Raw genomic sequence first — 20,579 nt, 5'->3', positions numbered from 1 at the left:
CCCGCGCTCAGTCGTCCGTCGTGAACGTTCCTGCGTGTGCCGCCGCAAGGGTGACGGCGACGGCCTGGTCGGCGGCCGGCTCGTCCAGGCCCTCGCGGGTGATGAACAGGCGGAAGAACAGCGGGGCCGCCACCGCGCGTACCAGTGCTCCGCCGTCGACGGCCGACCGCGGGCCCGGCAGCTCGCCGCGCGCGACGGCGCGGTCCACGATCGCCTCGCAGCGCGTGAACCGTTCGGCGTAGTACGCGCGCAGCGCCTGCGCGGCCGGCTCGGACTGGAAGGCGGCGGCGATCACCGCCGAGCTGGGCGCGGCGGCCGCCGGGTCGGCGAAGGAGTGCACGACCTCCAGCGCGAGCGCGCGCAGGTCGCCGTCGAGCGAACCGGTGTCGGGCGGGGTCCAGCTGTCCTCGCCGGCCAGCTCGAGCGTGTCGGCGACCAGTCCGTCGACCCCGCCCCAGCGGCGGTAGAGCGTCGTTTTGTGCACGCCGGAGTGCTCGGCGACGTACTCGACGGTCAGGCCGGAGTAGCCGTGCTCGGTGAGTCCGGCCAGTACGGCGTCGCGGACGGCCGCCCGCGTGCGTGCGGTACGGCCGCCGGGCCGGCGGGTGCCCGGGCGCGCGGCGCCGGCTCCGCCCCTGGTCTGCGGCGTCTGCTCGTTGTCCACAGGCAAAGACTACTCCAGTTGCGTTAGGTGATGGATCATGTCATCATCGTCAACGTAACGCAACAACCGTTGCGTTTCGATTCGTACGGCCGCCGGTGCGGTCGCGGGGGAGGTCACCAGTGTTCACCCAGGTCTTCGGGTCCGGCGTCCGGGAGCGCCTCGGGCATGGGGCGGCGCCTCGTCTTAGGCTGGCGGTATGGCACGCCCCCGACGCATCGTCCTCATCAGGCATGGAGAGTCCGACGGAAATATCGATGACACGGTGTACGAGCGGGAGCCGGATCACGCCCTGAGTCTGACGGAGCGCGGCGTCAAGCAGGCCGAGGAGGCCGGTGCGCAGCTGCGGACGATGTTCGGCGACGAGCGAATATCCGCGTACGTCTCTCCGTACCGCCGCACGCACCAGACGTTCCAGGCGCTCGGCCTGGACAAGGAGCGGGTCCGGGTGCGCGAGGAGCCGCGGCTGCGCGAGCAGGACTGGGGGAACTGGCAGGACCGGGACGACGTACGGCTCCAGAAGGCGTACCGCGACGCCTACGGCCACTTCTTCTACCGCTTCGCCCAGGGCGAGTCGGGTGCGGACGTCTACGACCGGGTGGGCGCGTTCCTGGAGAGCCTGTGGCGCAGCTTCGAGGCACCCGACCATCCGCCGAACGTTCTGATCGTCACGCACGGACTGACCATGCGGTTGTTCTGTATGAGGTGGTTCCACTGGACCGTCGCCGAATTCGAATCACTGTCCAATCCCCACAACGCCGATCACCGCACTCTGCTGCTCGGTCCGGACGGGCGGTACCGCCTTGACCGGCCGTTCGAGAGCTGGTGTACACCGCAGTCCTACGGGGTCACCGGTTAGAGTTCACCCGATGACCGCCGATCACCGTGACAGTGACGCACAGCGCTTCGCGCGGGCCCTGGAGAGCCTGCGGGGGCTCGCCGTGGGCGATGCCCTGGGATCCCAGTTCTTCGTGCCCGCCAACTACCCCGCGCTCAAGAGCCGCGCCCTGCCGTCGGCGCCCTGGCGGTGGACCGACGACACCGAGATGGCCGCTTCCGTGCTGGCCGTACTGACCGAGCACGGCCGCATCGACCAGGACGCGCTCGCCCGCTCCTTCGCGGAGCACCACGACGTCGACCGTGCCTACGGTCCCGCCGTGGACCGCCTGCTCCGTCAGGTGCGGGAGGGGCGGGACTGGCGCGAGCTGGCCTCGGCGCTCTTCAAGGGGCAGGGCTCATGGGGCAACGGTGCCGCCATGCGCATCGCCCCGTTGGGTGCCTGGTACGCCGACGATCCCGAGCAGGCCACGCACCAGGCGGAGATCTCCGCGTACGTCACGCACCAGCACCGCGAGGCGGTCGTCGGGGCGATGGCGGTCGCGGCCGCCGCCGCGCTCGTCGCCGCGCCGGACCGCACCACCGGCCCGGAGGCGCTGCTGGACGGCGTCATGGAGCTCATCCCGCGCAGCGCGGTCCAGGCGGGGCTGCGCCGTGCCCGCGACATGCTCGACTACGCCGACGCGAGCACGGTCGCCGCGGTGCTCGGCTGCGGCCGGCGGACCACCGCCCACGACACCGTGCCGTTCACGCTGTGGGCCGCCGCCCGCAACCTGGGCAACTACGAGCAGGCGTTCTGGACCACCGTCCGGGCGGGTGGTGACGTGGACACCACGTGCGCGATCGTCGGCGCCATCGTCGCGGCGGGCCCGGAGGGCGCGCCCCCGGAGGAGTGGCTGGCCGGCACGGAGGACCTCCCGCCCTGGACACCGAGCGGCGTGGCCTGAGGGCCTGCCGCCGGGAGGCGTGCGGCGTCGCTCGGGCCGGCCGCCGGGAGGCGCGCGGCGTCGCTTGAGCCGGCCGGCTGGGAGGCGCGTGGCCGGGGGCGTGCGGCGCGTTGCCTGAGATGTGTTGTCTGGTGGCGGGTGCGGCGTTGGCTGGGCGTCTCGGCCTGCCTGGGGGTGTGGGGCGTAGCCTTGGTGGTGGGTCCTTCGGGGCGTTGCTGGGCTTGAAGCGTTCGGTTGCTCGGTGAAGGTCGGGAGCATGCGTAGCACCACGTCTCAGGGGGCGCGGTTCGGAGGATCCGCGCGTCACCTTCCGGACGGTGCTCAGGGCTCTGTTCCGGGGCGTGATGACGTCGGCTGGGCGGGGGGAAACGGGCGAGGGGTACCCGCGGTGCGAAGTGGTGGTGGGCGGGGGCGTACTCTGTCTGGCGCCATGCCCTACGAGCCCCCTACTCACACCGTCGAGCGATCGCTGCGCGCCACGACGGGCGCCAAGATCATCGCAGGAGTGGACGAGGTCGGGCGCGGAGCCTGGGCCGGCCCGGTGAGCGTCTGCGCCGCCGTGACCGGACTGCGCCGCCCGCCCGCCGGACTCACCGACTCCAAGCTGCTGACCCCCAAGCGCCGCGACGAACTCGCCGCCGTACTCAGCGACTGGGTCACCTGTCACGCCCTCGGCCATGCCGGCCCCGAGGAGATCGACGAACTGGGCATGACCGCCGCTCTCCGGCTGGCCGCCGTCCGTGCGCTGGAAGCCCTTCCGGTCCGGCCCGACGCGGTCATCCTCGACGGCAAGCACGACTACCTCGGTGCCCCTTGGAGGGTCCGTACGGTCATCAAGGGCGACCAGTCCTGTGTCGCCGTCGCCGCCGCCTCGGTGTTGGCGAAGGTGCGGCGCGACGCGATGATGGCCGAACTGGGCCTGGAACACGAGCACTTCGGCTTCGCGGACAACGCCGGTTACCCCTCGCCGGTGCACCGCGCGGCCCTGGAGGAGTGGGGCCCGACCCCGTACCACCGGGTGTCGTGGTCCTACATGGACGCGCTGCCCCGCTGGCAGCACCTGAAGAAGGTGCGCCTCACCCCAGAATCAGCCGCTCTGGAGGCCGGTGGCCAACTCGGCTTCGACTTCTGAGCGGTACGGATGTGAATCCGGTACCCGCTGACATGTCCCGTACCTACGTTTGATAGACATCACTTCATGCCTCTCATCCCCGAGGAGCCTCAGATTCACGAGAGTGTCCCGGGTCCCCGCGCAACTCCGGCCGCCGGCCGCACCGCGTCGACCCCCCGTCCCGTACCTGGTCCCGGCCCCCGCCCCGCGCCTCCGCGCGGCGCCCCCGCGTCCAGCGCCCGCCCCGGCAAGCCCGGCCCGTCCCGCGGACCGGCTCCCACCCCGCCCGCACAGCGCACGGCTCCCAAGCCGTCCGCGGCGGCCGGTGCCGGCACCGCCTCCGAAGCTCAGCTGCAGCTGATCCCCGCGCCGGCCGACGGCGCCGTGGACGCCGCCGACGAGGCGGTCGACCTGCTCCTGGACTCCGGCCGCGCGCCGAGTGAGGTGCTGGTCCTCACCACCGGCGACCGGCACCCCTGGGCCGCGCACGAGCTGTCCTTCGGCGAGGCGTCCTACTGGGCGCAGCACGACGCCGCGGACGACGTGTTCTACGCGGACGCCACCGCCGAGCGCGCCGCCGGCCGCCCCGTGGTGGTCGTCGCGGTCAACGGCGGCTCGGACGAGACCGTCGCCAAGGCGCTGCCCGCCGCCATGGCCCGGGCCGGTGCCCTGCTGATCGTCTGTGGCGACCCGCAGCGGATCAACGCCCTCATCGGGGCGTCGGCGTAAGCGAGCCGGCTCGGAGGGGCCCGGTCCGGCCATCACGGCCGCCGGGCTCACTCCGTACCGCTCGCGCCGGCGTTTCCGTACCGCCGCGCGCGGGCGTCTCCGTGCCGGTCAGCGGGCCGCCGTGCGGCGGTGTGCCTCCGGTGCTCCGCCGCCCGTACGCCGCGGCGGGCCCGCGGCCATGCCGCCGTTGTGCCTCTCGCGGGCCGCGTCCGACAGCTGAGGACGCTCCGGCCGCGCGCCGGTGTACGGCCGGCGCCCGCCGCGGCCTTCCCCGAGCACCTGCCAGCCGTCGCGCGTCAGCGTGATGTACGCGCCGCAGCGCAGCCCGTGCAAGGTGCAGGCGTCCCGCAGCCCCCACATCCACGCGCCGTCCGCCTCCGTCCACAGCGGCTCACCGTCGCGGCAGTACAGCAGCACGGCCGTCCGCACCGGTGCGCGCAGCCGCAGATCGTGCGGGACCACCCGGCGCAGCTGCGTCAGCAGTGCGTTACGGAAGTCCCAGCCGTCGGGCGCGTCCGTACGCAGCACGAAGGACGCGCTGGCCGTCACCCGCTCCTCCGGATCGAGCACCGCGACCACGGCGGTGGACGGGCCGGGCAGATGCCGGTCGTGGAGGCCGGTGACGACCTCACGAGGGCTGCGCAGCAAGGGAATTCCCGCCGAGGCCCACTCGGAGGGCTCCAGCATCCGGCTCAGCCTGGCGGCCGACGCGGTGGAGGAGGGCTGGGACGCGGTCAGGGGCGGAGTGATGCCGAAGGTCACGGTCCTCCCTTCGTCGACGCGACGGAAGCCGGGGCGGCCGGGCGCGGCGTCGCACCACAACACACCCCTGCTGAGCCGCGGACGGCTGGAATGGGGAAGCACTACGATTCTCGCGGTCGTACACGCTTGCGGCAATGAGCAATTCGCCGCGGCGTTCGGAATCGATGGGTGCGTCGTCTTTTTCCTTCCCGCTCAGCCGCCCGCCGAAGCGCGTCCCGCCGCACGGGTCCGCCCCGTACGGTGCGGACCAGCGGAAACCCCCTCCCGCTTCCGCCCCGCCCGGCGCGCCCCCGACTCCGGGCGCCGCACGGCCCGTTGAGCGCGCTCCGACGCGCGCTCCGGGCCGCCGGCCGCTCCTGAAACGGGCACGCCGGCCGGCCGCCCCCGCCGGCCGCGCGATCAGCTCTGTACCGCCAGCACCAGCGGCAGCACACCCCCCGCCCCCGCCCGGCGGAGCAGTCGGGCGGCGACCGCGAGGGTCCAGCCGGTCTCGGTCGCGTCGTCCACCAGGAGCACCGGGCCGTCCGCGGCGCGCAACGCCTCGGCCAGCTGCGGCGGCACCGTCAGCGCCCCGTCGAGCGCGCGCAGCCGCTGCGCGCTGTTGGACCGCGGCAGGTGCGTCTCGTCAGCGCCCGCCGCGTACGCGATCGACCCCAGCAGCGGCATCCGGCCGATCTCGGCGACCCGGGCACCGAGGGACTGGACCAGCTGGGGCCGCGTGTGGGACGCCATGGTGACGACGCCCACCGGGCGGGCGGGCGCCTCCGGGCCGCCGCTCGCCCAGCCGCCCGGCCCCTTCGCCCAGTCGGCCAGCACCCCGACCACGGCGTCGAGCACGTCGGCGGGCACCGGGCCGTCCGGGGCCTGCGGGGTCAGGAGCGGGCGCAGCCGGTTGCCCCAGCCGATGTCCGAGAGCCGGCCGAGGGCCCGCCCCGCACCCGCCTGCTCACCCGCCGGGATGCGTCCCTTGAGGTCCACACCGATGGCGGGCAGCCCCGTCGGCCACATCCGGCGCGGCTCCACGACGACGCCCGCGCGGCCCAGCTCGCCGCGCGCCGCGTCCAGCGCGGCGGGGGAGACCTCGGCGGTGAAGCGCGGCCCCGCGCAGTTGTCGCAGCGGCCGCACGGCGCCGCGCCCTCGTCGTCCAGCTGCCGCTGCAGGAACTCCATCCGGCAGCCGTCCGTCGTGGCGTACTCGCGCATCGCCTGCTGCTCGGCCTCGCGCTGCTTCGCCACCCAGGCGTACCGCTCCGCGTCGTACGTCCACGGCTGCCCCGTGGCGGTCCAGCCGCCCTTGACCCGCCGGACCGCGCCGTCCACGTCCAGGACCTTGAGCATCGTCTCCAGGCGGGAGCGGCGCAGCTCCACCAGGGGCTCCAGCGCGGGCAGCGACAGCGGCCGTTCCGAACCGGCGAGCACGTCGATCGTCCGCCGGACCAGCTCCTCGGACGGGAAGGCGAGGGAGGCGAAGTACGACCAGATCGCCTCGTCCTCCCGGCCGGGCAGCAGCAGGACCTCGGCGTGCTCCACACCGCGGCCGGCGCGGCCCACCTGCTGGTAGTAGGCGATGGGGGAGGAGGGCGAGCCGAGGTGGACGACGAAGCCGAGGTCGGGCTTGTCGAAGCCCATGCCGAGCGCCGAGGTGGCGACCAGCGCCTTGACGCGGTTGCCGAGCAGGTCCTCTTCGGCCTGCTGACGGTCGGCGTTCTCGGTCTTGCCCGTGTACGACGCGACCGTGTGCCCGCACTGCCGCAGGAAGGCCGTGACCTCCTCGGCGGCGGCCACCGTGAGGGTGTAGATGATCCCGGAGCCCGGCAGGTCGTTCAGGTGCTCGGCGAGCCAGGCCATGCGGTGCGCGGCGTCCGGCAGCCGGAGCACGCCGAGGCTCAGGCTCTCCCGGTCCAGCGGGCCGCGCAGGACCAGCGCGTCCGTGCCGCCGCCGGTGCCGAGCTGCTCGGCCACGTCGGCCGTCACCCGGGCGTTGGCCGTCGCCGTCGTGGCCAGTACGGGCACGCCGGGCGGCAGGTCGGCGAGCATCGTGCGCAGCCGGCGGTAGTCGGGCCGGAAGTCGTGACCCCAGTCCGAGATGCAGTGCGCCTCGTCCACCACCAGCAGGCCGGTCGCCGCGGCGAGCTTGGGCAGCACCTGGTCGCGGAAGTCCGGGTTGTTCAGCCGCTCCGGGCTGACCAGCAGCACGTCCACCTCGCCGGCCGCCACCTCGGCCTGCACGGTGTCCCACTCCTCGGTGTTGGCGGAGTTGATCGTGCGCGCGCGGATGCCCGCCCGCGCGGCCGCCTCCACCTGGTTGCGCATCAGTGCCAGCAGCGGCGAGACGATCACCGTCGGGCCGCTGCCGCGCTGCCGCAGCAGGGCGGTCGCGACGAAGTACACGGCCGACTTGCCCCAGCCCGTGCGCTGCACCACCAGCGCCCGGCGGTGCTCGGCGACCAGCGCCTCGATCGCCCGCCACTGGTCCTCGCGCAGCCGGGCCGCTCCCGCCGGGGCGCCGACGAGGCGGGCCAGCACCGCGTCGGCCGCCTGCCGCAGGGTTCCGTCGTTCGTGTCGTCCATGAGTCCATGCAAGCGCATCCCACTGACAACGGGCGAACCGGCGGCCGGCGAGAACGCGGCACGGGACCGCGGCCCGAGGGCGGCACGGCCCTCAGTCCCCTAGGACGAGCCTCCGCGGTGGAACGTGCAGTGCGGTGAGGGGCAGGCCGGGGGAGGCGGCCAGTTCCGCGGTCACGGCCTGCCAGGTGCGGAGCAGCTCGGCGGTCCGTTTCCGCTCCGCGGGGCGGGGTGAGGCGACTTTCAGGCGGGGCCCGGACGCCGAGGGCGGTACCGAGAAGTGGTAGACGCCTATGTCCGGCGCGTACCAGGAGCGCAGCCGCCAGCCGGGTGGTGGCACCGGAGGGCCTACGTGGTCGAAGACGAAGATCGGATCGACCGGCTCGTCGGGGGCGCCTGTGGGAGACAGGAGGCCTGGGGCCGTGATCTCCGCGCGTGCGCCGTCGGCGACTCGCCAGTGCGCCATGAGGGCCTGCCACGCGCGGTACGCGATGCGGGCCTCCTCCGGGGCGGCGTGAGGACCGAACTCCGCACCGGCCCCCGCACCGGCCTCCGCATCGGCCTCCGGCCCCGCGCCCGCCGCCGTGGCGATCTCCCTCAAGAGCCGCCCGGCCCCCGGGGCCACGCCCCGCACGTCCTCGCACGACAGCCGGAGTTCCGGGCCGTCCCACGCGTCGGTCACCTCGGCGCTGACGCCTGCGTGCCGCACGGCCCGGCCGGTCAGTACCCGCGAGACGGCGGCGGTCAGCTCGGCGGCGCCGACGTTCAGGGCGATGACGTGCAGGCGGAGCCGTCCGGAGCGGACACTGCCGGCTTCTGGTTCTGCGGTCATTTCTCCTCGTTCCTCGGCGCGTCGATGAGGGACCGGCCGGCAGCGCCCCGGGTGACGACGGCCGTCATCGCCGCGGGGAGGCCGTTGCGCGACGGCAGTAGTTCCGTACGGCCGTACCAGGCACCCGGCCCGTGGCCGGAGATGCCGCGCAGGGCGACCGTGCCCCCGGGGCCGAGGGCGAGGCCGACCTCCGCGGCGCCCCGGGCCAGGCCGCGCCCGGTCGCCTTCACGGCGGCCTCCAGCAGCGTCCAGGCCGGGAGGAACGCCGCGGGGTCGGCCGTGGCCGGCAGGGCCGGGTACACCGCGGCGAGCACGTCCAGCGCTGCGGGGACGGGCCGCAGCCGCTCGATGTCCACGCCTACGGGCCCGCGGTCGTCCGCGCCGACGAGCAGCAGGCGCCCGGACCGCGACCAGCTGATGTGCTGCTCCCGGTGGTCCGGCAGATACGGCTTGCCGGACGGCGTGTACGCGACGCGCAGGCCTGCCGGGGAGATCCCCAGCCGCCGGCCCAGCAGGTCGCGCACCGCCCGCCGGGAGCGGAGGAAGCGCCGGGCCGGGGCCGCGTCCGTGAAGGCCGCGGCCCGCCGTCTCTCCGCCTCCGTGGGACGCGCCTCCAAGTCACCCCCACCGTCCAGATCCACAAGCCACACGTCCACCGCTACAACCTGAAGACCTGCGTAGCGGAGAGCGACGGATCGCCCGGCCGGACGTGCAGTTCGCCGCGGGACGGCAGCATCACCACAGCGGCGACGGTGCGTTCGGCGCGGATGTCACCCCGGTCCGGTACGCACACCGGTGGCTGCGACAGCAGCCCGAAGTGGTCCTCGGCGCCGCACCCCGGGGGCAGTTCGGCGAGCCCGGCGGTGGCCGCCTTCAGCCGGCGCACGGACGAGTTGCGGGCGAAGACGTTGATCTCGTCGAACGGCACGAAGTCCGGGTGCAGGAAGTGATTGGTGTGCACCGTCTCCACCTGGCCGGTGTGCACCGTCTCCGCCGCCTCCGTGACCCGTAGCTCGTCGCCCAGGATCTCCACCACGGCCGCCCGTTCCCGGTCGCACAGGACGAGCGTCCGGGAGCTCGCCAGGGGCAGGCCGCGCAGGATCTCCAGGGCCTGGGTGACGTCCCGTGCCGTGTCCAGCAGATGCCGGATGGCGAGGTAGGGCGGTACTCCGGGGCGCCAGTCGCCGCCCAGTACCAGGTTGAGCCCGACCGCCAGGCCGTCGCTGTTCAGCCCCAGGTAGCCGAGCAGGCCGCCGAAGCTGAGGACGAGCGAGCGGCGCGGCGACCCGGTGCGGGCGACCTCCAGCACGCCGAGGTGGTCGTCGAGGTTGCCGTTGAGGTCGACGGTCTGCGCGAGGACGGGGCCGGCCGCGCCGGTGCGGGCGTAGGTCGTGCAGTCGCCCGCCGTGGGCACCTTGCGGTAGCCCATGATCTCCCGGCGCAGCTGGAGCAGCCATGCCTCGTCCGGCGTGATCCCGGCGCCGGCCGCGAGCCCCGCGACCTCCTCGGCCAGTTCCGGCGTGGCCGCCGTGACCGCCGCCCGGTAGGCGGCGATCGACGGCAGCAGCCCGTCCAGCGAGACCGGCTCCGGCATGACCTTGTTCAGCCGGGAGAGCGAGTCGTCGAGGAAGGCACGCAACGGACCGGCGAGGGCCTCACCATGGGCCCGCCCGGCGGCGAAGGGGCCGCCCGACGCGCGGATGAAGGGAATGCCCGCGCCCGTGGTCATCCGACGGCGTCCAGCTGGGCGACCTTCGGCTTGGTGGCGAGCTCGTCCTTCACGCGGGGCCACTCGGCGCGCAGGACGCTGTAGAAGATCGCGTCGCGGCGGCGCCCGCCGGGCATGAAGTTGAAGCTGCGCAGGGTGCCCTCCTCCACGGCGCCGATGTTGCGCAGCCCGCGGCGCGCCTGCGTGTTGAGGATGTCGGTCTTGAACTCCACGCGCTCGGCGCCCAGCTGCTCGAAGGCGTGCTCCAGGAGCAGGTACTTCGCCCAGCGGTTGATGCCCTGGCCCCGGAAGTCGCGGCCCAGCCAGGACCAGCCGATCTCCAGCCGCGCGTCGGCCTCGGCCATGTTGCCGTAGCTCATGCTGCCGGCGACCCGGCCGGTGGACTTGTCGGTGATGATGTGGACGACGCGGCGGCCTGCCTCCTGGTCGGCCAGGCAGGTGTCGAAGAACTTCTCGAAGTCCGCGTCGGTCTCGACGGCCGACACGAAGTACCGCCAGATGTCGGGGTCCATCGCGACGGCCCGCACGGCCTCGCGGTCGGCCTCGGTGACCGGTCGCAGCAGGACGTGCGCGTTCTCCAGGACCACCGCGGCGCTCTCGTTCCAGGTCATGGTCAGGCCACCTTCTTCGTGAGTCGGGACAGGGACTCGGCGACGCTGCGCAGGGTGCGCATCTCGGCGAGGTCGTGCTCGGTGAAGTGGGCGAGGTCGACGTCGGTCGCCTCGCACACCTCGGTCAGAAAAAGGACCTTGTTGAGCGAGGTCAGGCCGTAGGAGCCGGCCATGTCCGCGTCGAGGTCGAGGTCCTCGGGGGCGACTTCGGGGTCCAGTACCGCGGAGAGGGATTCCCTGGCCGCGCTCTCCATGTCAGGCCGCATGAATGCCTTCCTTACTGTCGTGGATGCCGGAGTGGTAAGTGGCGAGGATCTGCTTGCGCTTGGGCTTGTACTGGGACGTCAGCAGGCCGTTGTCGATGCTGAAGGGCGCGTCGGCGACCACGACCCGGCTGATCCGCTCGTCCGCCGTGCGGGCGGCGTTGGTGAGGGCGAGCTGGGCCGCGATGGCCTCGGTGTCGGCGGGCACGGCGGCCGGGGAGACGACGGCGACCAGGTCGGTCTGCGCGGGGCAGAACAGGACGCACTCGGCGACCGCCGGGCTGGTCCTCATGTGCTCCTCGATCGGCCGGACGACGATCTTCTTCCCGTTGTCCAGGACGATGACGTCGTCGGCGCGGCCGCGGATGAAGAGGAAGCCGTCCTCGTCGAGATGGCCGAGGTCGCCGGTCCGTACGGTGCCGTCCGGGGCGAACATCCGCTCCGAAGCGCCCGGTTCGGCATACGCGTAACCGTAGTTGACCGGGTGGTCGCTGCGCACGCGGACGGTCCCGTCCTCGTCCACCAGTACTTCCTTGCCGCGCAGTACCTTGCCGACGCTGCCGACGCGGTGGGCGCCGGGGTGGTTCTTGGTGACGATGCAGGTTTCGTTGAGCCCGTAGCCCTCATAGATGGGCAGCCCGGCGTCGTGGAAGAAGCGGAGCATCGCCGCGTCGGCGGGTGCGGAACCGGTCCACAGGTAGCGGATCCGGTCCCCGAACAGGTGGCGGGCCGCCTCCCCGGCCGTCCCGCCGGAGCGGCGCAGCCGGGACTCCACCTGGCGCTTGGCCGTCTCGTAGAAGGCCGGCACGCCCATGACGACGGTGGGCCTGACGCGGCGCAGCGCCGCGAAGGCCGCCTCGTAGGTGCTGATGGTGACGTCGTGGCCGTGCACCAGCGCCGAGTAGACCCAGTAGCGCTGCTGGAGCAGCGAGAGCGGCAGGAAGACGAACAGGTCGTCCCCCGGCTTGTGTTCGAAGATCTCCTGCACCGCGGCCAGCGAGCTGTCGATGGAGCCGACGGTCGCGCCGAGCCCCTTGGGAGTGCCGGTGCTGCCGGAGGTGAACTTGATGGTCGTCACGTCCCGCGGTGCCCAGTGGACCGCGGGCAGCGCGGTGTCCTCCTCCGGGCCCGCCGGCTCCTCCGCGAGCGCCCGGACCTCGCCGACCGGCACGGCGCCGGGGGCGTCCGTGTGCTGGTCGGTGAAGAGCAGCGTGAGGCCGTAGCGCGCCATCAGCTCCGCCGAGGGCGCGAACTTGCCGGGCTCCAGTCCGGCGGTCTCCGCCTTCAGGAGCAGCGCCGCGAGGTCCAGCAGCACCCACTCCAGGCTGTTGGCGGCCAGGATGCCGATCCGGTCGCCCGGGCCGATGCCGCGCGCCTGCAGCCGGCGCGCCAGCCGGCCGGCCCGCTCGTACAGCTCCGGCAGGCCGAGGGACTCCGTACCGTCCAGGCGGGAGAAGGAGATCCGGCCGCCGAGCGGCGCGGTGGTGACGATGTGGTTGATGAAGGAGTGGTCGGTCACCGTGCCTGCTCCTCTTCCGGTGTCAGGGCCGTGGCCATTGCGGCGACGGTGTCCAGGTCGGCCAGCACGTCGAGGGGGATGGTGACCCCGAACCGCTTGCGTACGGCGGTGAGAATGCGGGCCGCCGTGATCGAGTCGCCGCCGAGCGCCCGCAGGCTGTCGTGGACGCCGACCCGGGCCCCGCGCAGCACCGTGGACCAGATCTCCACCAGCGCCTTCTCGGTGTCCGTGGTGGGTTCGCCACCGCCGCGCGGGGTCTCCGCGGCCGGTGCCGCCTCCTCGACGGCGGTCTCGGCGAGCTTGCCCCGGTCCACCTTGCCGTTCTTGGTGAGCGGCAGGTCACCGTGCCACAGAACGGCCGTGGGGACCATGTAGTCGGGCAGGTCGCGGCGGAGGGCGTCGCGCAGCTCGGCCTCGGTGGGCCGGGCTTCCCCGCTCGGTACGAGATGGGCCACCAGGCGGTCGCCCCGCGCGCCGGGCCGGCTGGCGACCACGGCCTTGGCCACGGAGTCCAGGGCGACCAGCCGCGTCTCGACCTCGCCGGCCTCGATGCGGTAGCCGTTGACCTTGATCTGGAAGTCGCTGCGGCCGAGGATCGCGATGCTGCCGTCGGGCAGATAACGGCCCAGGTCACCGGTGCGGTAGAGGCGTTCGTTGCGCCGCGGGTCGTACCCGAACCGCTCGGCGGTGCGCTCCTCGTCGCCCCAGTAGCCACGCGCCAGCCCGGTGCCCGCCGCGCAGATCTCGCCGGTCACCCAGTCGGGGGCGTCCAGCCCGTCCCGGTCCAGGACGTACGCGCGGTTGTTGGCGTTGGGCCGGCCGTACGGGATGGACCGGCTGCCGTCCTCCTCCGGGGCGACCGGGTGCAGGATGTTCCAGATCGTCGTCTCGGTCGGGCCGCCGAGCGAGACGACGTCGAGGCCGGGCTTCAGGCGGCGCAGCGCGGCCGGCAGCGCCGGCGGGATGCGGTCGCCGCTCATCATCACCAGGCGCAGCGCGGGCGGCACCACCTCGTCGGCGACCGCCTGGTCGTGCAGCATCGAGACGATGGCGGGAACGGAGTTCCACACGGTCACCCCGGCGCTCCGGCACAGGTCGAGCCAGTGGGCGGGGTCCACGGACCGGTCCCGGTCGGGCATCACCAGCGCGGCCCCGGCGGACAGCGCGCCGAAGACGTCCCACACCGACAGGTCGAAGTTGAACGCGCTGATGGCGAAGAATCGGTCGTCCGGGGTGATGTCGAAGCGCTTGTGACAGTCGGCGACGACGTTCGCGACGTTGCGGTGGCTGACCATGACGCCCTTGGGCGCGCCGGTCGTACCGGAGGTGTAGAGCACGTACGCGAGGTCGTCGGGGGAGGCGCCGGGCAGCCGGGCGGGGAGCTCGACCGGTGCCGTCGTCGTTTTCTGAGGTACCGTCACATCGAGGCGGAGTACCTCCCGTTCGCCGCTTTGGTCCTGCCAGTCGAGGTTGGTGAGTACCTGGCGGACCCGGCCGTCGCGCAGCATGTAGCGCTGCCGCTCGGCGGGCAGTGCCCCGTCGACGGGCAGGTAGGCGGCCCCGGCGAGGACGGTGGCGAGGATGCCGACGATCTGCTCGGGCCCGCGGCCCATCACCAGACCGACCAGCTCGTCCCTGCCGACGCCCCGCTCCCGCAGCCACTGTGCCGCCGCGGCCGCGCGGCGCAGGAGTTCGCCGTAGCTGATCCGCGTGTCCGAGGTGAGGATCGCGGGGGCGTCCGGCGTGCGCTCGGCCTGGGCGGCGAAGGCGTCGCCCAGCAGTTCCTCCGGCAGCGGTACGGCCGTGTCGTTGGCCGCGCGGCGCCGCTCGCGCTGGGCGGCGGGCAGCAGATCGAAGGTGTGGCGCTGCCAGGCGGCCTCGCCGGACAGCGTGTCGAGCAGCGCGCCGTACCCCTGGGCGACGTCGTCCAGCAGACCCTCGGGGAACAGCTCGTCGATCCCGTCGAGCTGGACGACGAGGCCGCCGTGCTGCTCCATGGCGAAGGCGTTCAGCCACACCTGCGGGGTCTGGCTGACGCTGAAGACCTCCGGGCCGAACAGCTCCAGCGCGGAGCCGTCGACCTCGGCGTCGACGTGGCCGATGGCGCTGTTGAACGTGAAGGGCATCCGGGCGCCCGTCACGCCGCCGCGCCGGCGCGCCAGTTCCTGCATGACGTCGCCGCCGGAGAAGTGCCGGTGGTCCAGGTCGCTGCGGAGCCGGGCCTGCAGCGCCCGGGCCCGCTCCTCGAAGGTGCGGGAGCGGTCGATCTCCGCCTCGACCAGCATCGTGTCCGAGAAGTTGCCGATCGCCTCGAAGACCCGCGGGTGGATGGGCGGCCGGTTGGCCACGGTGGTGGTGAGGGTGAAGCGCGGCCCCGCACCCCAGACGGAGAGCGTTTCGGCGTACGCCGCGAGCAGCAGGGCCGACGGCGTCAGTCCGGCGAACGCGGCCCGCTCCTTCAGCGCCGTCCAGGCCCGCTCGTCCAGCCGCACCTGGCGCTGTGAGAAGCGGGTGGCGGTCAGCGCGGACGGGCTGGTGGCGAGCGGCAGGTCCGGGTGGGGCGCGAGGTCGTCGACGCGTCCGAGCCAGTACTCGCGCGAGCGGCGGGCCGGTGCCCGCTCCCGCCCGGCCTGCAGGGCCGCCACGTACTCCTCGTACGGCAGCTCGTCCGGCGCGTCGTCGTCGGTGCCGTCGCGGTACTGCCGCCACCAGGCGCGGAAGAACAGGAACATGCTGATCCCGTCCATGACCAGCCCGTCGTGGCTGACGTGCAGCACCATGCGGTCGTCGGCGAGGACCGTCACGTCCGCGGCGATCAGCGGTACTTGATCGGCGGCCAGCACCCGGTGCGAGCGCTCCTCGCGCAGCGCGGCGCGGATCCGGTCCTGTTCCTCGGGGCTCTCGCCGCGCAGGTCCAGGCGGCTGATCCGCGGCCGGTGCTGGCGGAACTCGGTGACCTGCCGGTCGTCCGAGACGAAGCGGGAGCGCAGCGCGCTGTGCGCGTCCACGACCGCTTCGAGGGCCGACTCCAGCCGGTCCACGTCCCACACGCCCTCGAACTCGTGGTAGACGTGGCTGGAGACGTCGCCGATCTCGAAGATGCCGCTGCGGCCCAGCAGATAGGCCCGCTGGAGCGGGGTCAGCGGGAACCCCGGACCGTGCCGCTCCTCTTCGGCCAGGTGCGCGACCAGCTCCTCCTTCATGCTCTTGACGAGCGCGATGAAGTCGGGGTCCATCCGTTCGCGGCCGCCCTGGAGCCGCAGGTCGTCGCCGGAGAGGGAGACGGACAGGCCCCGGCTGTCGATCTCGCGCAGGACGTCGCGGTAGTTCATCGGGCGCCCTCCTCGGTCAGCGCGGTGAGGGCGGCCTCGTCGGCGCGCTCCTCGATCAGCGCGGCGAGGCCGTTGACGTCGTGGCTGCCGAGCAGTTCCTCCACGGTGACGTCCACGTCGAGCGCCTCCAGGATCTGGTACTGCAGCGTCACGGCCTGCAGCGAACTGGTGCCCAGCTGGCTGAGGTTGCTGTCGCACACCACCGCGTCCTCCGGGAGCTGCAGCGCGGCGCGGATCAGCGCGGTCAGCCACGGCATCAGCTGCGGGCCGGCGTGCGCGGGGCGGGGCGCGGGAGCGGTCGGCCGGAAGAAGACGGCGTCGGCGAGGCGGATGCCGCTCTCCGGGGGGACCAGCTCCACGGTGCGCGGCCACACGGCCGGCTCGGGCAGGCCGAGCGCCTCGGCGAGCCGCGCGGCGAAGCGGGGCATGACGGGCGCTGCGGCGTGCGCGAGGAGGCGTGCCGCGGCCAGTTCGAGGGCGATGGCGGTCCGGGCCTCGCTCTCCCAGCCCGCGGTCTCCGCGAGGACCGCCTCCTGGCGGGAGAAGCGCAGGGTGTCCGTGACGATGCCGTCCAGTTCGGCGGCCGCCTGGTTGAGCGAGAAGCCCTCGGAGCCGAGGCTGCCGGTGACCGCGGCGAGCCGGGCGCCGAGCCGGGCGAGGAAGGCGGAGTGCTCCGGCGTCCAGGTACCGGCGTCCGGGGCCGCTCCGCCGTACCGCTTGCCGATCCGGGCCCCGAGGTCGTTCAGCCAGCTCTGCCAGGTGCCGATCAGCGTCTCGTCGAGGGTCGTCTCGTACGCCGCGCGCTGGAAGTTGGTGCGCCGGCCCTCGGGGCGGGTGGCCGCGAGGAAGTAGCGGACGGCGTCGACGGAGTCAGGGCCGAGGATCTCCTTGCCCCAGATGGCGTGGCGCCGGCTGGTGGAGAACTTGCTGCCCTCCAGCAGGTAGAACTCGTTGACGTGGTAGTCGATGTCCGGCGTCCACCCGGGGTGGGCCAGCCGGTACAGGGCCGGGTAGAGCACCGAGTGGTAGAAGCTGTTGTCGTAGCCGAAGAAGTGGACGACCTTCCAGTCCTGCTGCGGCTGTGCCGCCCGCCACTTCTCGCCCAGGCGCGCGCCGAGGGACTGGATGCCGTGCAGGAAGCCGTACGACATCTCCGGCCACACCCAGATGACCTGTCCGGTCACGTCCTTCTCGGCCGGCGGGACGCCCCAGTCGGAGGGGTGGCTGACGGGGATGTCCAGGCTCGCGCGGCGGAAGAGCCGGTCGCTCAGCTCGCGCAGCCGGGCCGGGACGCGGCCCAGGCGGTGGTGCTCGGCGATCTGCTCGCGGAAGGTGTGCAGCGGCAGCGACCAGCGGGCGACCGGGGCGCTGCGCGGGGTCGCGGCCGAGCGGGCGGAGGCCGGGTCGACCAGGTCGGTGACGGTGTTCGGCTCGCCGCACTCCTCGCAGATGTTGCCGCTGGTGCCCGCACCGCACGCCGGGCAGCCGCCCTTGACGTCCACCTCGTAGAGGTACTGCCCGCTCTCCGCGTCGAAGAGCGCGTCCGCCTCGGTCACCCGCACCGTGCCCGAGGAGACCACGCGGGAGAAGAAGTCCTGCAGGCCCGGGCGGTAGGACGGGTCGTCGTCGGTGACGGTGAACTGGTCGGGGACGATGTCCATCAGGGCCAGCGTCCGGGCGATCTCGGCGCTGTAGTGGGCGGCGGTCTCCGCGGGCCCGCGGCCGTCGGCGCGCGCGGCGCCCAGTACGTAGCTCTGGTAGTCGTCGCTGCCGGTCAGGTGCCACGCCTTGGTGCCGTTCATCCGCTGGTGGCGGACGTAGGCGTCGGCGCCGAGGTACGGGCCCGAGAGGTGCCCGAGGTGCAGGTCGCCGTTGGGGGTGGGCGGGGTGGAGAAGACGAAGACCGGCCGCTCGCCGAAGGCCGTGCGCGCCGTGTTCCCGGCCGAGGCCAGGGCGCGGGACGGGTCGCGCCAGTACTGCGTCAGGAAGACCACGTCGGTGTCGCCGGTGTTCTCCAGGACGTGGGACTCGAAGGGCTCGAAGAGGGCCACCGTGCCGGGTGCGGCCGGGTGGCGCCGCCCGTCGACGACGAACTCGCCGCGGCCCGCGACGATCACGAAGAACTCGGTCTCGTCGTGCTGGTGGCTGTCCGAGCTGCGGCCGGGGGCGACCCGTCCCCAGCCCGCGCCCACACCCAGGCCGTCGATGTCGCTCATGTCGATGCCGAACGCCTCGTGGAGGGCCGTGTCGTCGTACGTATGGAGGATCACGCCGCGTCCTTTCGCTGGGAGGGAAGGGGGAGAAGGCCGGCGGTCTCCGCCGCGATGGCGGGGGCGAGCCGGTAGCCGGAGCCGTTGGCGGCTCCCGCGAAGACCACGCGCCCGTCGTCGGTGAGCGGGCGTACCAGCGGCTGCATTGCGGGGCCGTAGGCGTCGCAGAAGACGCGGCCCGACACGCAGCGGTCGGCCAGTTGGGGGGCGTAGCGGGCCAGGACGTCCAGCGCCTCGCGCCGGTCGGCGGCCGAGACGCCGGTGGGCAGGGTGTCCGGGGCGACGTCCCACTCCTGGCAGGTGTAGCTGAACAGCCAGTGCCCGCGCTCGTGGTACGGCAGCAGGAAGGCGTCCTCGTCCTGGAGGACGACCGCCCGGTCGCCGGGGGCCGGCGGTACCTCGATGTGCAGGGCCACGATCTTCTTCACCCGTGCCCCGAGCGGCGCGACGAGGTCCCGCCAGGCGGGGGCCGCGAGCCAGGGGCCGGGGGCCAGGACGACGTGTCCGGCGGTCAGGGTGTCGCCGGTGCCGAGGGCCAGCTCCACCGCGTCGGGGCCCGCGCTCAGGCCGGTGACCGCGACGCCCTCGCGGAACTCCGCGGTCCGGCGCAGGTCGCGGGCCAGCAGCTGGGTGAGGGCGTGCACGTCCGCGTACTGGCAGCCGTCGCCCTCCCACGCGGCCTTGCCCGCGGGCACCCGGGCGATCCCCCCGGCCACCTCCGCGACGGGCCGGAGCCTGGCCTCGGGCAGATAGGTCTCGCGCAGCCGTGCCTCGTCCGACGCGTCCGCGATCACCGTCATGTCCAGGCTGTGCACCGGCAGTTCGGGGCGGGCGGCCTTGAGCGCCGCGTAGTGGCCCTGGCTGTACGCGGCCATCCCGCGGACCCGCTCCGAGGAGCCGCGGGGGAAGTGCAGGCCGGCCGAGCGGCGGCTGGCGCCGCTGCCGACCGCGTCCCGCTCCAGCAGGACCACGGAGGCGTCCGGGGTGCGGGCCAGGATCTCCCGGGTGATCAGGCAGCCGAGCACGCCGCCGCCGACCACCGCGAAGTCGGTGTCGGTCCGCGCCATCACGCGCCCCACGGGACGTTGGCGCCGGCCTTGGACGACCACTCGATGAACGACGCCAGCTGCTCGTCGCCGCGCACCCCGCTCAGCCGGTCGGCGATGCGCTGGCTGCGCCAGGCGTTCAGGCTGAGGTTGGGGTCGGCGAGGCCGCGCTGACCGCGGGCGGCGTTCTGGACGAAGATGTTGCGGTCGGCCGGGCCGTCCCAGCGCACCGCGAAGTCCTCGTCGATGCTCAGCTCGTCGCCGTGGCGCTCCAGCCGGCCGGCGATCGGGTCGAGGAAGTCCGTGCGCGCCGGGCGGAAGCCGGTGGCCCAGACGACGACGTCCGCTTCGAAGTGCTCGACGGCGCCGGGCTCGTCGTTGTGCCGGACGCCGATGTCCCAGCCGCCCGCGTCCGCCGCCGACACGTCGACGACCTCGCGGTTGGGGTGCAGCCCGACCAGGTCGGGGTTGCCCTGGACGAAGCGGTGGACGTAGATCCGCTGGTAGATGTCGCGCAGTGTCGACTCGGAGATGCCGTCGCTGCTGAGGATGTGCTGCGCGTTGAACGCCTGCCGGGCCTCCGGCCGCAGGCCGTAGAAATAGTCGGAGTGGGACGGCATGTAGTAGTCGTTGGTGAAGGGCGAGTCGTCGATCGGGAAGTAGTTGCGGCGCCGGGAGATCCACGAGACGCGGCGCGGCAGTTCGCCGTCCGAGCGGGAGATCAGGTCGAGGAACGCCTCGGCCCCGGACTGGCCGCCGCCCACCACCACGACCCGCTTGTCCTTCAGGCCCTGTGCGGCGGTCATGTAGTCGTTGACGTGGAACTGCGTGGGGCCGAGCAGGCCGCGGCCCTGCGGCGGCACCCACGGCCGGCTGCCGACGCCGACGACGATGTTCTCGGCGGTCACGGTGCGGCGGTCGGTACGGACGGTGAAGACGCCGTCGAAGCCGACCTCTTCGACGCTCTCACCGAAGACCACGTTCTCGTTGCGCCGGCTGGCCCAGGCCAGGTAGTTGCGGAACTCCAGCCGCGGTACGTCGGCGAACTGGGCGTTGAGGAAGTGGTACACCCGTCCCTGGTCGTGCAGATAGGACAGGAAGGAGAACGGACTCTTCGGATCGGAGAGGCTGACGAGGTCCTTGAACATCGACACCTGCAAGGTGGTGCCGGGTATCTGCTGGTCGTCGTGCCAGCCGAAGGACTCCTTCCGGTCCAGGAAGAGGTTGCGCACCTCCGGGCGGCCGTGCAGCAGTGACGCCAGGCTCAGGTTGGCCGGTCCCACGCCCACTCCTACGCAGTGGTACTGCGCGGAATCGGCCCGGTTTGTCGCGTGCCCCATGAGATCTCTCCTTCAGGCGGAT

17 protein-coding genes are annotated in these 20,579 nt (G+C 73.2%); 4 read left to right on the top strand and 13 right to left on the bottom strand.

Annotated features, from left to right (window positions below):
- Positions 1–7: 7 nt before the first annotated feature.
- On the bottom strand, positions 8–664 hold the full coding sequence (locus tag ACZ4MH_RS25550) for a TetR/AcrR family transcriptional regulator (RefSeq protein ID WP_351589806.1): 657 nt from the start codon (positions 662–664) through the stop codon (positions 8–10).
- A gap of 196 nt (positions 665–860) precedes the next feature.
- On the opposite strand from ACZ4MH_RS25550, the gene ACZ4MH_RS25545 reads away from it, so the two are divergent.
- From ACZ4MH_RS25545 to ACZ4MH_RS25530, 4 genes are all read left to right on the top strand, one after another.
- Complete coding sequence (locus ACZ4MH_RS25545; protein ID WP_351589803.1) at positions 861–1,520, top strand: histidine phosphatase family protein; 660 nt, start codon at positions 861–863, stop codon at positions 1,518–1,520.
- Between the two features lie 10 nt (positions 1,521–1,530).
- Positions 1,531–2,445, top strand: coding sequence for an ADP-ribosylglycohydrolase family protein (locus ACZ4MH_RS25540; protein WP_351589800.1), 915 nt, complete (start codon positions 1,531–1,533; stop codon positions 2,443–2,445).
- Positions 2,446–2,875: 430 nt separating this feature from the next.
- Complete coding sequence (locus tag ACZ4MH_RS25535; RefSeq protein WP_351589796.1) at positions 2,876–3,577, top strand: ribonuclease HII; 702 nt, start codon at positions 2,876–2,878, stop codon at positions 3,575–3,577.
- Between the two features lie 66 nt (positions 3,578–3,643).
- A complete protein-coding gene (locus tag ACZ4MH_RS25530; protein ID WP_351589793.1) occupies positions 3,644–4,285 on the top strand; it encodes a hypothetical protein in 642 nt (213 codons plus the stop codon).
- Positions 4,286–4,393: 108 nt separating this feature from the next.
- Here the strand turns inward: ACZ4MH_RS25530 and ACZ4MH_RS25525 are convergent, their stop codons facing one another.
- The 12 genes from ACZ4MH_RS25525 to ACZ4MH_RS25470 all read right to left on the bottom strand — a co-directional run bounded on the left by ACZ4MH_RS25525 (position 4,394) and on the right by ACZ4MH_RS25470 (position 20,557).
- Positions 4,394–5,047, bottom strand: a complete 654-nt coding sequence (locus ACZ4MH_RS25525; RefSeq protein WP_467754699.1) for a hypothetical protein — start codon at positions 5,045–5,047, stop codon at positions 4,394–4,396.
- Positions 5,048–5,446: 399 nt separating this feature from the next.
- Complete coding sequence (locus tag ACZ4MH_RS25520; RefSeq protein ID WP_351589790.1) at positions 5,447–7,618, bottom strand: RecQ family ATP-dependent DNA helicase; 2,172 nt, start codon at positions 7,616–7,618, stop codon at positions 5,447–5,449.
- Between the two features lie 91 nt (positions 7,619–7,709).
- Positions 7,710–8,447 carry a hypothetical protein gene (locus tag ACZ4MH_RS25515; protein ID WP_351589787.1) on the bottom strand — a complete coding sequence of 246 codons (738 nt, stop codon included), beginning with the start codon at positions 8,445–8,447 and terminating at the stop codon, positions 7,710–7,712.
- The gene (locus tag ACZ4MH_RS25510; protein ID WP_351589784.1) at positions 8,444–9,103 is read right to left on the bottom strand and encodes a 4'-phosphopantetheinyl transferase family protein; all 660 of its coding nucleotides are present in this window, start codon (positions 9,101–9,103) and stop codon (positions 8,444–8,446) included. Before ACZ4MH_RS25510 ends, ACZ4MH_RS25515 begins: the two co-directional genes overlap by 4 nt.
- Positions 9,104–9,105: 2 nt before the next feature.
- A complete protein-coding gene (locus tag ACZ4MH_RS25505; protein WP_351589781.1) occupies positions 9,106–10,176 on the bottom strand; it encodes a C45 family peptidase in 1,071 nt (356 codons plus the stop codon).
- Positions 10,173–10,787 carry a GNAT family N-acetyltransferase gene (locus tag ACZ4MH_RS25500; RefSeq protein WP_351589778.1) on the bottom strand — a complete coding sequence of 205 codons (615 nt, stop codon included), beginning with the start codon at positions 10,785–10,787 and terminating at the stop codon, positions 10,173–10,175. The genes ACZ4MH_RS25505 and ACZ4MH_RS25500 overlap by 4 nt, the downstream gene beginning before the upstream one ends.
- A 2-nt stretch (positions 10,788–10,789) precedes the next feature.
- On the bottom strand, positions 10,790–11,053 hold the full coding sequence (locus ACZ4MH_RS25495) for a phosphopantetheine-binding protein (RefSeq protein WP_351589775.1): 264 nt from the start codon (positions 11,051–11,053) through the stop codon (positions 10,790–10,792).
- A complete protein-coding gene (locus ACZ4MH_RS25490) occupies positions 11,043–12,569 on the bottom strand; it encodes an AMP-binding protein (protein WP_351589772.1) in 1,527 nt (508 codons plus the stop codon). The genes ACZ4MH_RS25495 and ACZ4MH_RS25490 overlap by 11 nt, the downstream gene beginning before the upstream one ends.
- Positions 12,566–15,901, bottom strand: a complete 3,336-nt coding sequence (locus ACZ4MH_RS25485) for a non-ribosomal peptide synthetase (protein ID WP_351589769.1) — start codon at positions 15,899–15,901, stop codon at positions 12,566–12,568. Before ACZ4MH_RS25485 ends, ACZ4MH_RS25490 begins: the two co-directional genes overlap by 4 nt.
- Positions 15,898–18,171, bottom strand: a complete 2,274-nt coding sequence (locus ACZ4MH_RS25480) for a class I tRNA ligase family protein (protein WP_351589766.1) — start codon at positions 18,169–18,171, stop codon at positions 15,898–15,900. Before ACZ4MH_RS25480 ends, ACZ4MH_RS25485 begins: the two co-directional genes overlap by 4 nt.
- Positions 18,168–19,238: an NAD(P)/FAD-dependent oxidoreductase gene (locus ACZ4MH_RS25475; protein ID WP_351589763.1), complete on the bottom strand. Its 1,071-nt coding sequence runs from the start codon at positions 19,236–19,238 to the stop codon at positions 18,168–18,170. The genes ACZ4MH_RS25480 and ACZ4MH_RS25475 overlap by 4 nt, the downstream gene beginning before the upstream one ends.
- Positions 19,238–20,557, bottom strand: coding sequence for a lysine N(6)-hydroxylase/L-ornithine N(5)-oxygenase family protein (locus ACZ4MH_RS25470; RefSeq protein ID WP_351589760.1), 1,320 nt, complete (start codon positions 20,555–20,557; stop codon positions 19,238–19,240). Before ACZ4MH_RS25470 ends, ACZ4MH_RS25475 begins: the two co-directional genes overlap by 1 nt.
- Between the last annotated feature and the right edge of the window lie 22 nt (positions 20,558–20,579).

The organism is Streptomyces sp. NPDC026301 (assembly GCF_055567935.1).
The sequence above is the reverse complement of the archived record's forward strand: the minus strand, read 5'-3'. Positions and strand labels throughout refer to the sequence as shown.

What these genes read in the sequence shown, in the direction of transcription:
- ACZ4MH_RS25545 (WP_351589803.1), top strand. Translation starts at nt 861, where the DNA reads ATGGCACGCCCCCGACGCATCGTCCTCATCAGGCATGGAGAGTCCGAC.
- ACZ4MH_RS25540 (WP_351589800.1), top strand. Translation starts at nt 1,531, where the DNA reads ATGACCGCCGATCACCGTGACAGTGACGCACAGCGCTTCGCGCGGGCC.
- ACZ4MH_RS25535 (WP_351589796.1), top strand. Translation starts at nt 2,876, where the DNA reads ATGCCCTACGAGCCCCCTACTCACACCGTCGAGCGATCGCTGCGCGCC.
- ACZ4MH_RS25530 (WP_351589793.1), top strand. Translation starts at nt 3,644, where the DNA reads ATGCCTCTCATCCCCGAGGAGCCTCAGATTCACGAGAGTGTCCCGGGT.
- ACZ4MH_RS25520 (WP_351589790.1), bottom strand. Translation starts at nt 7,618, where the DNA reads ATGGACGACACGAACGACGGAACCCTGCGGCAGGCGGCCGACGCGGTG.
- ACZ4MH_RS25515 (WP_351589787.1), bottom strand. Translation starts at nt 8,447, where the DNA reads ATGACCGCAGAACCAGAAGCCGGCAGTGTCCGCTCCGGACGGCTCCGC.
- ACZ4MH_RS25505 (WP_351589781.1), bottom strand. Translation starts at nt 10,176, where the DNA reads ATGACCACGGGCGCGGGCATTCCCTTCATCCGCGCGTCGGGCGGCCCC.
- ACZ4MH_RS25500 (WP_351589778.1), bottom strand. Translation starts at nt 10,787, where the DNA reads ATGACCTGGAACGAGAGCGCCGCGGTGGTCCTGGAGAACGCGCACGTC.
- ACZ4MH_RS25495 (WP_351589775.1), bottom strand. Translation starts at nt 11,053, where the DNA reads ATGCGGCCTGACATGGAGAGCGCGGCCAGGGAATCCCTCTCCGCGGTA.
- ACZ4MH_RS25485 (WP_351589769.1), bottom strand. Translation starts at nt 15,901, where the DNA reads ATGAACTACCGCGACGTCCTGCGCGAGATCGACAGCCGGGGCCTGTCC.
- ACZ4MH_RS25475 (WP_351589763.1), bottom strand. Translation starts at nt 19,238, where the DNA reads ATGGCGCGGACCGACACCGACTTCGCGGTGGTCGGCGGCGGCGTGCTC.
- ACZ4MH_RS25470 (WP_351589760.1), bottom strand. Translation starts at nt 20,557, where the DNA reads ATGGGGCACGCGACAAACCGGGCCGATTCCGCGCAGTACCACTGCGTA.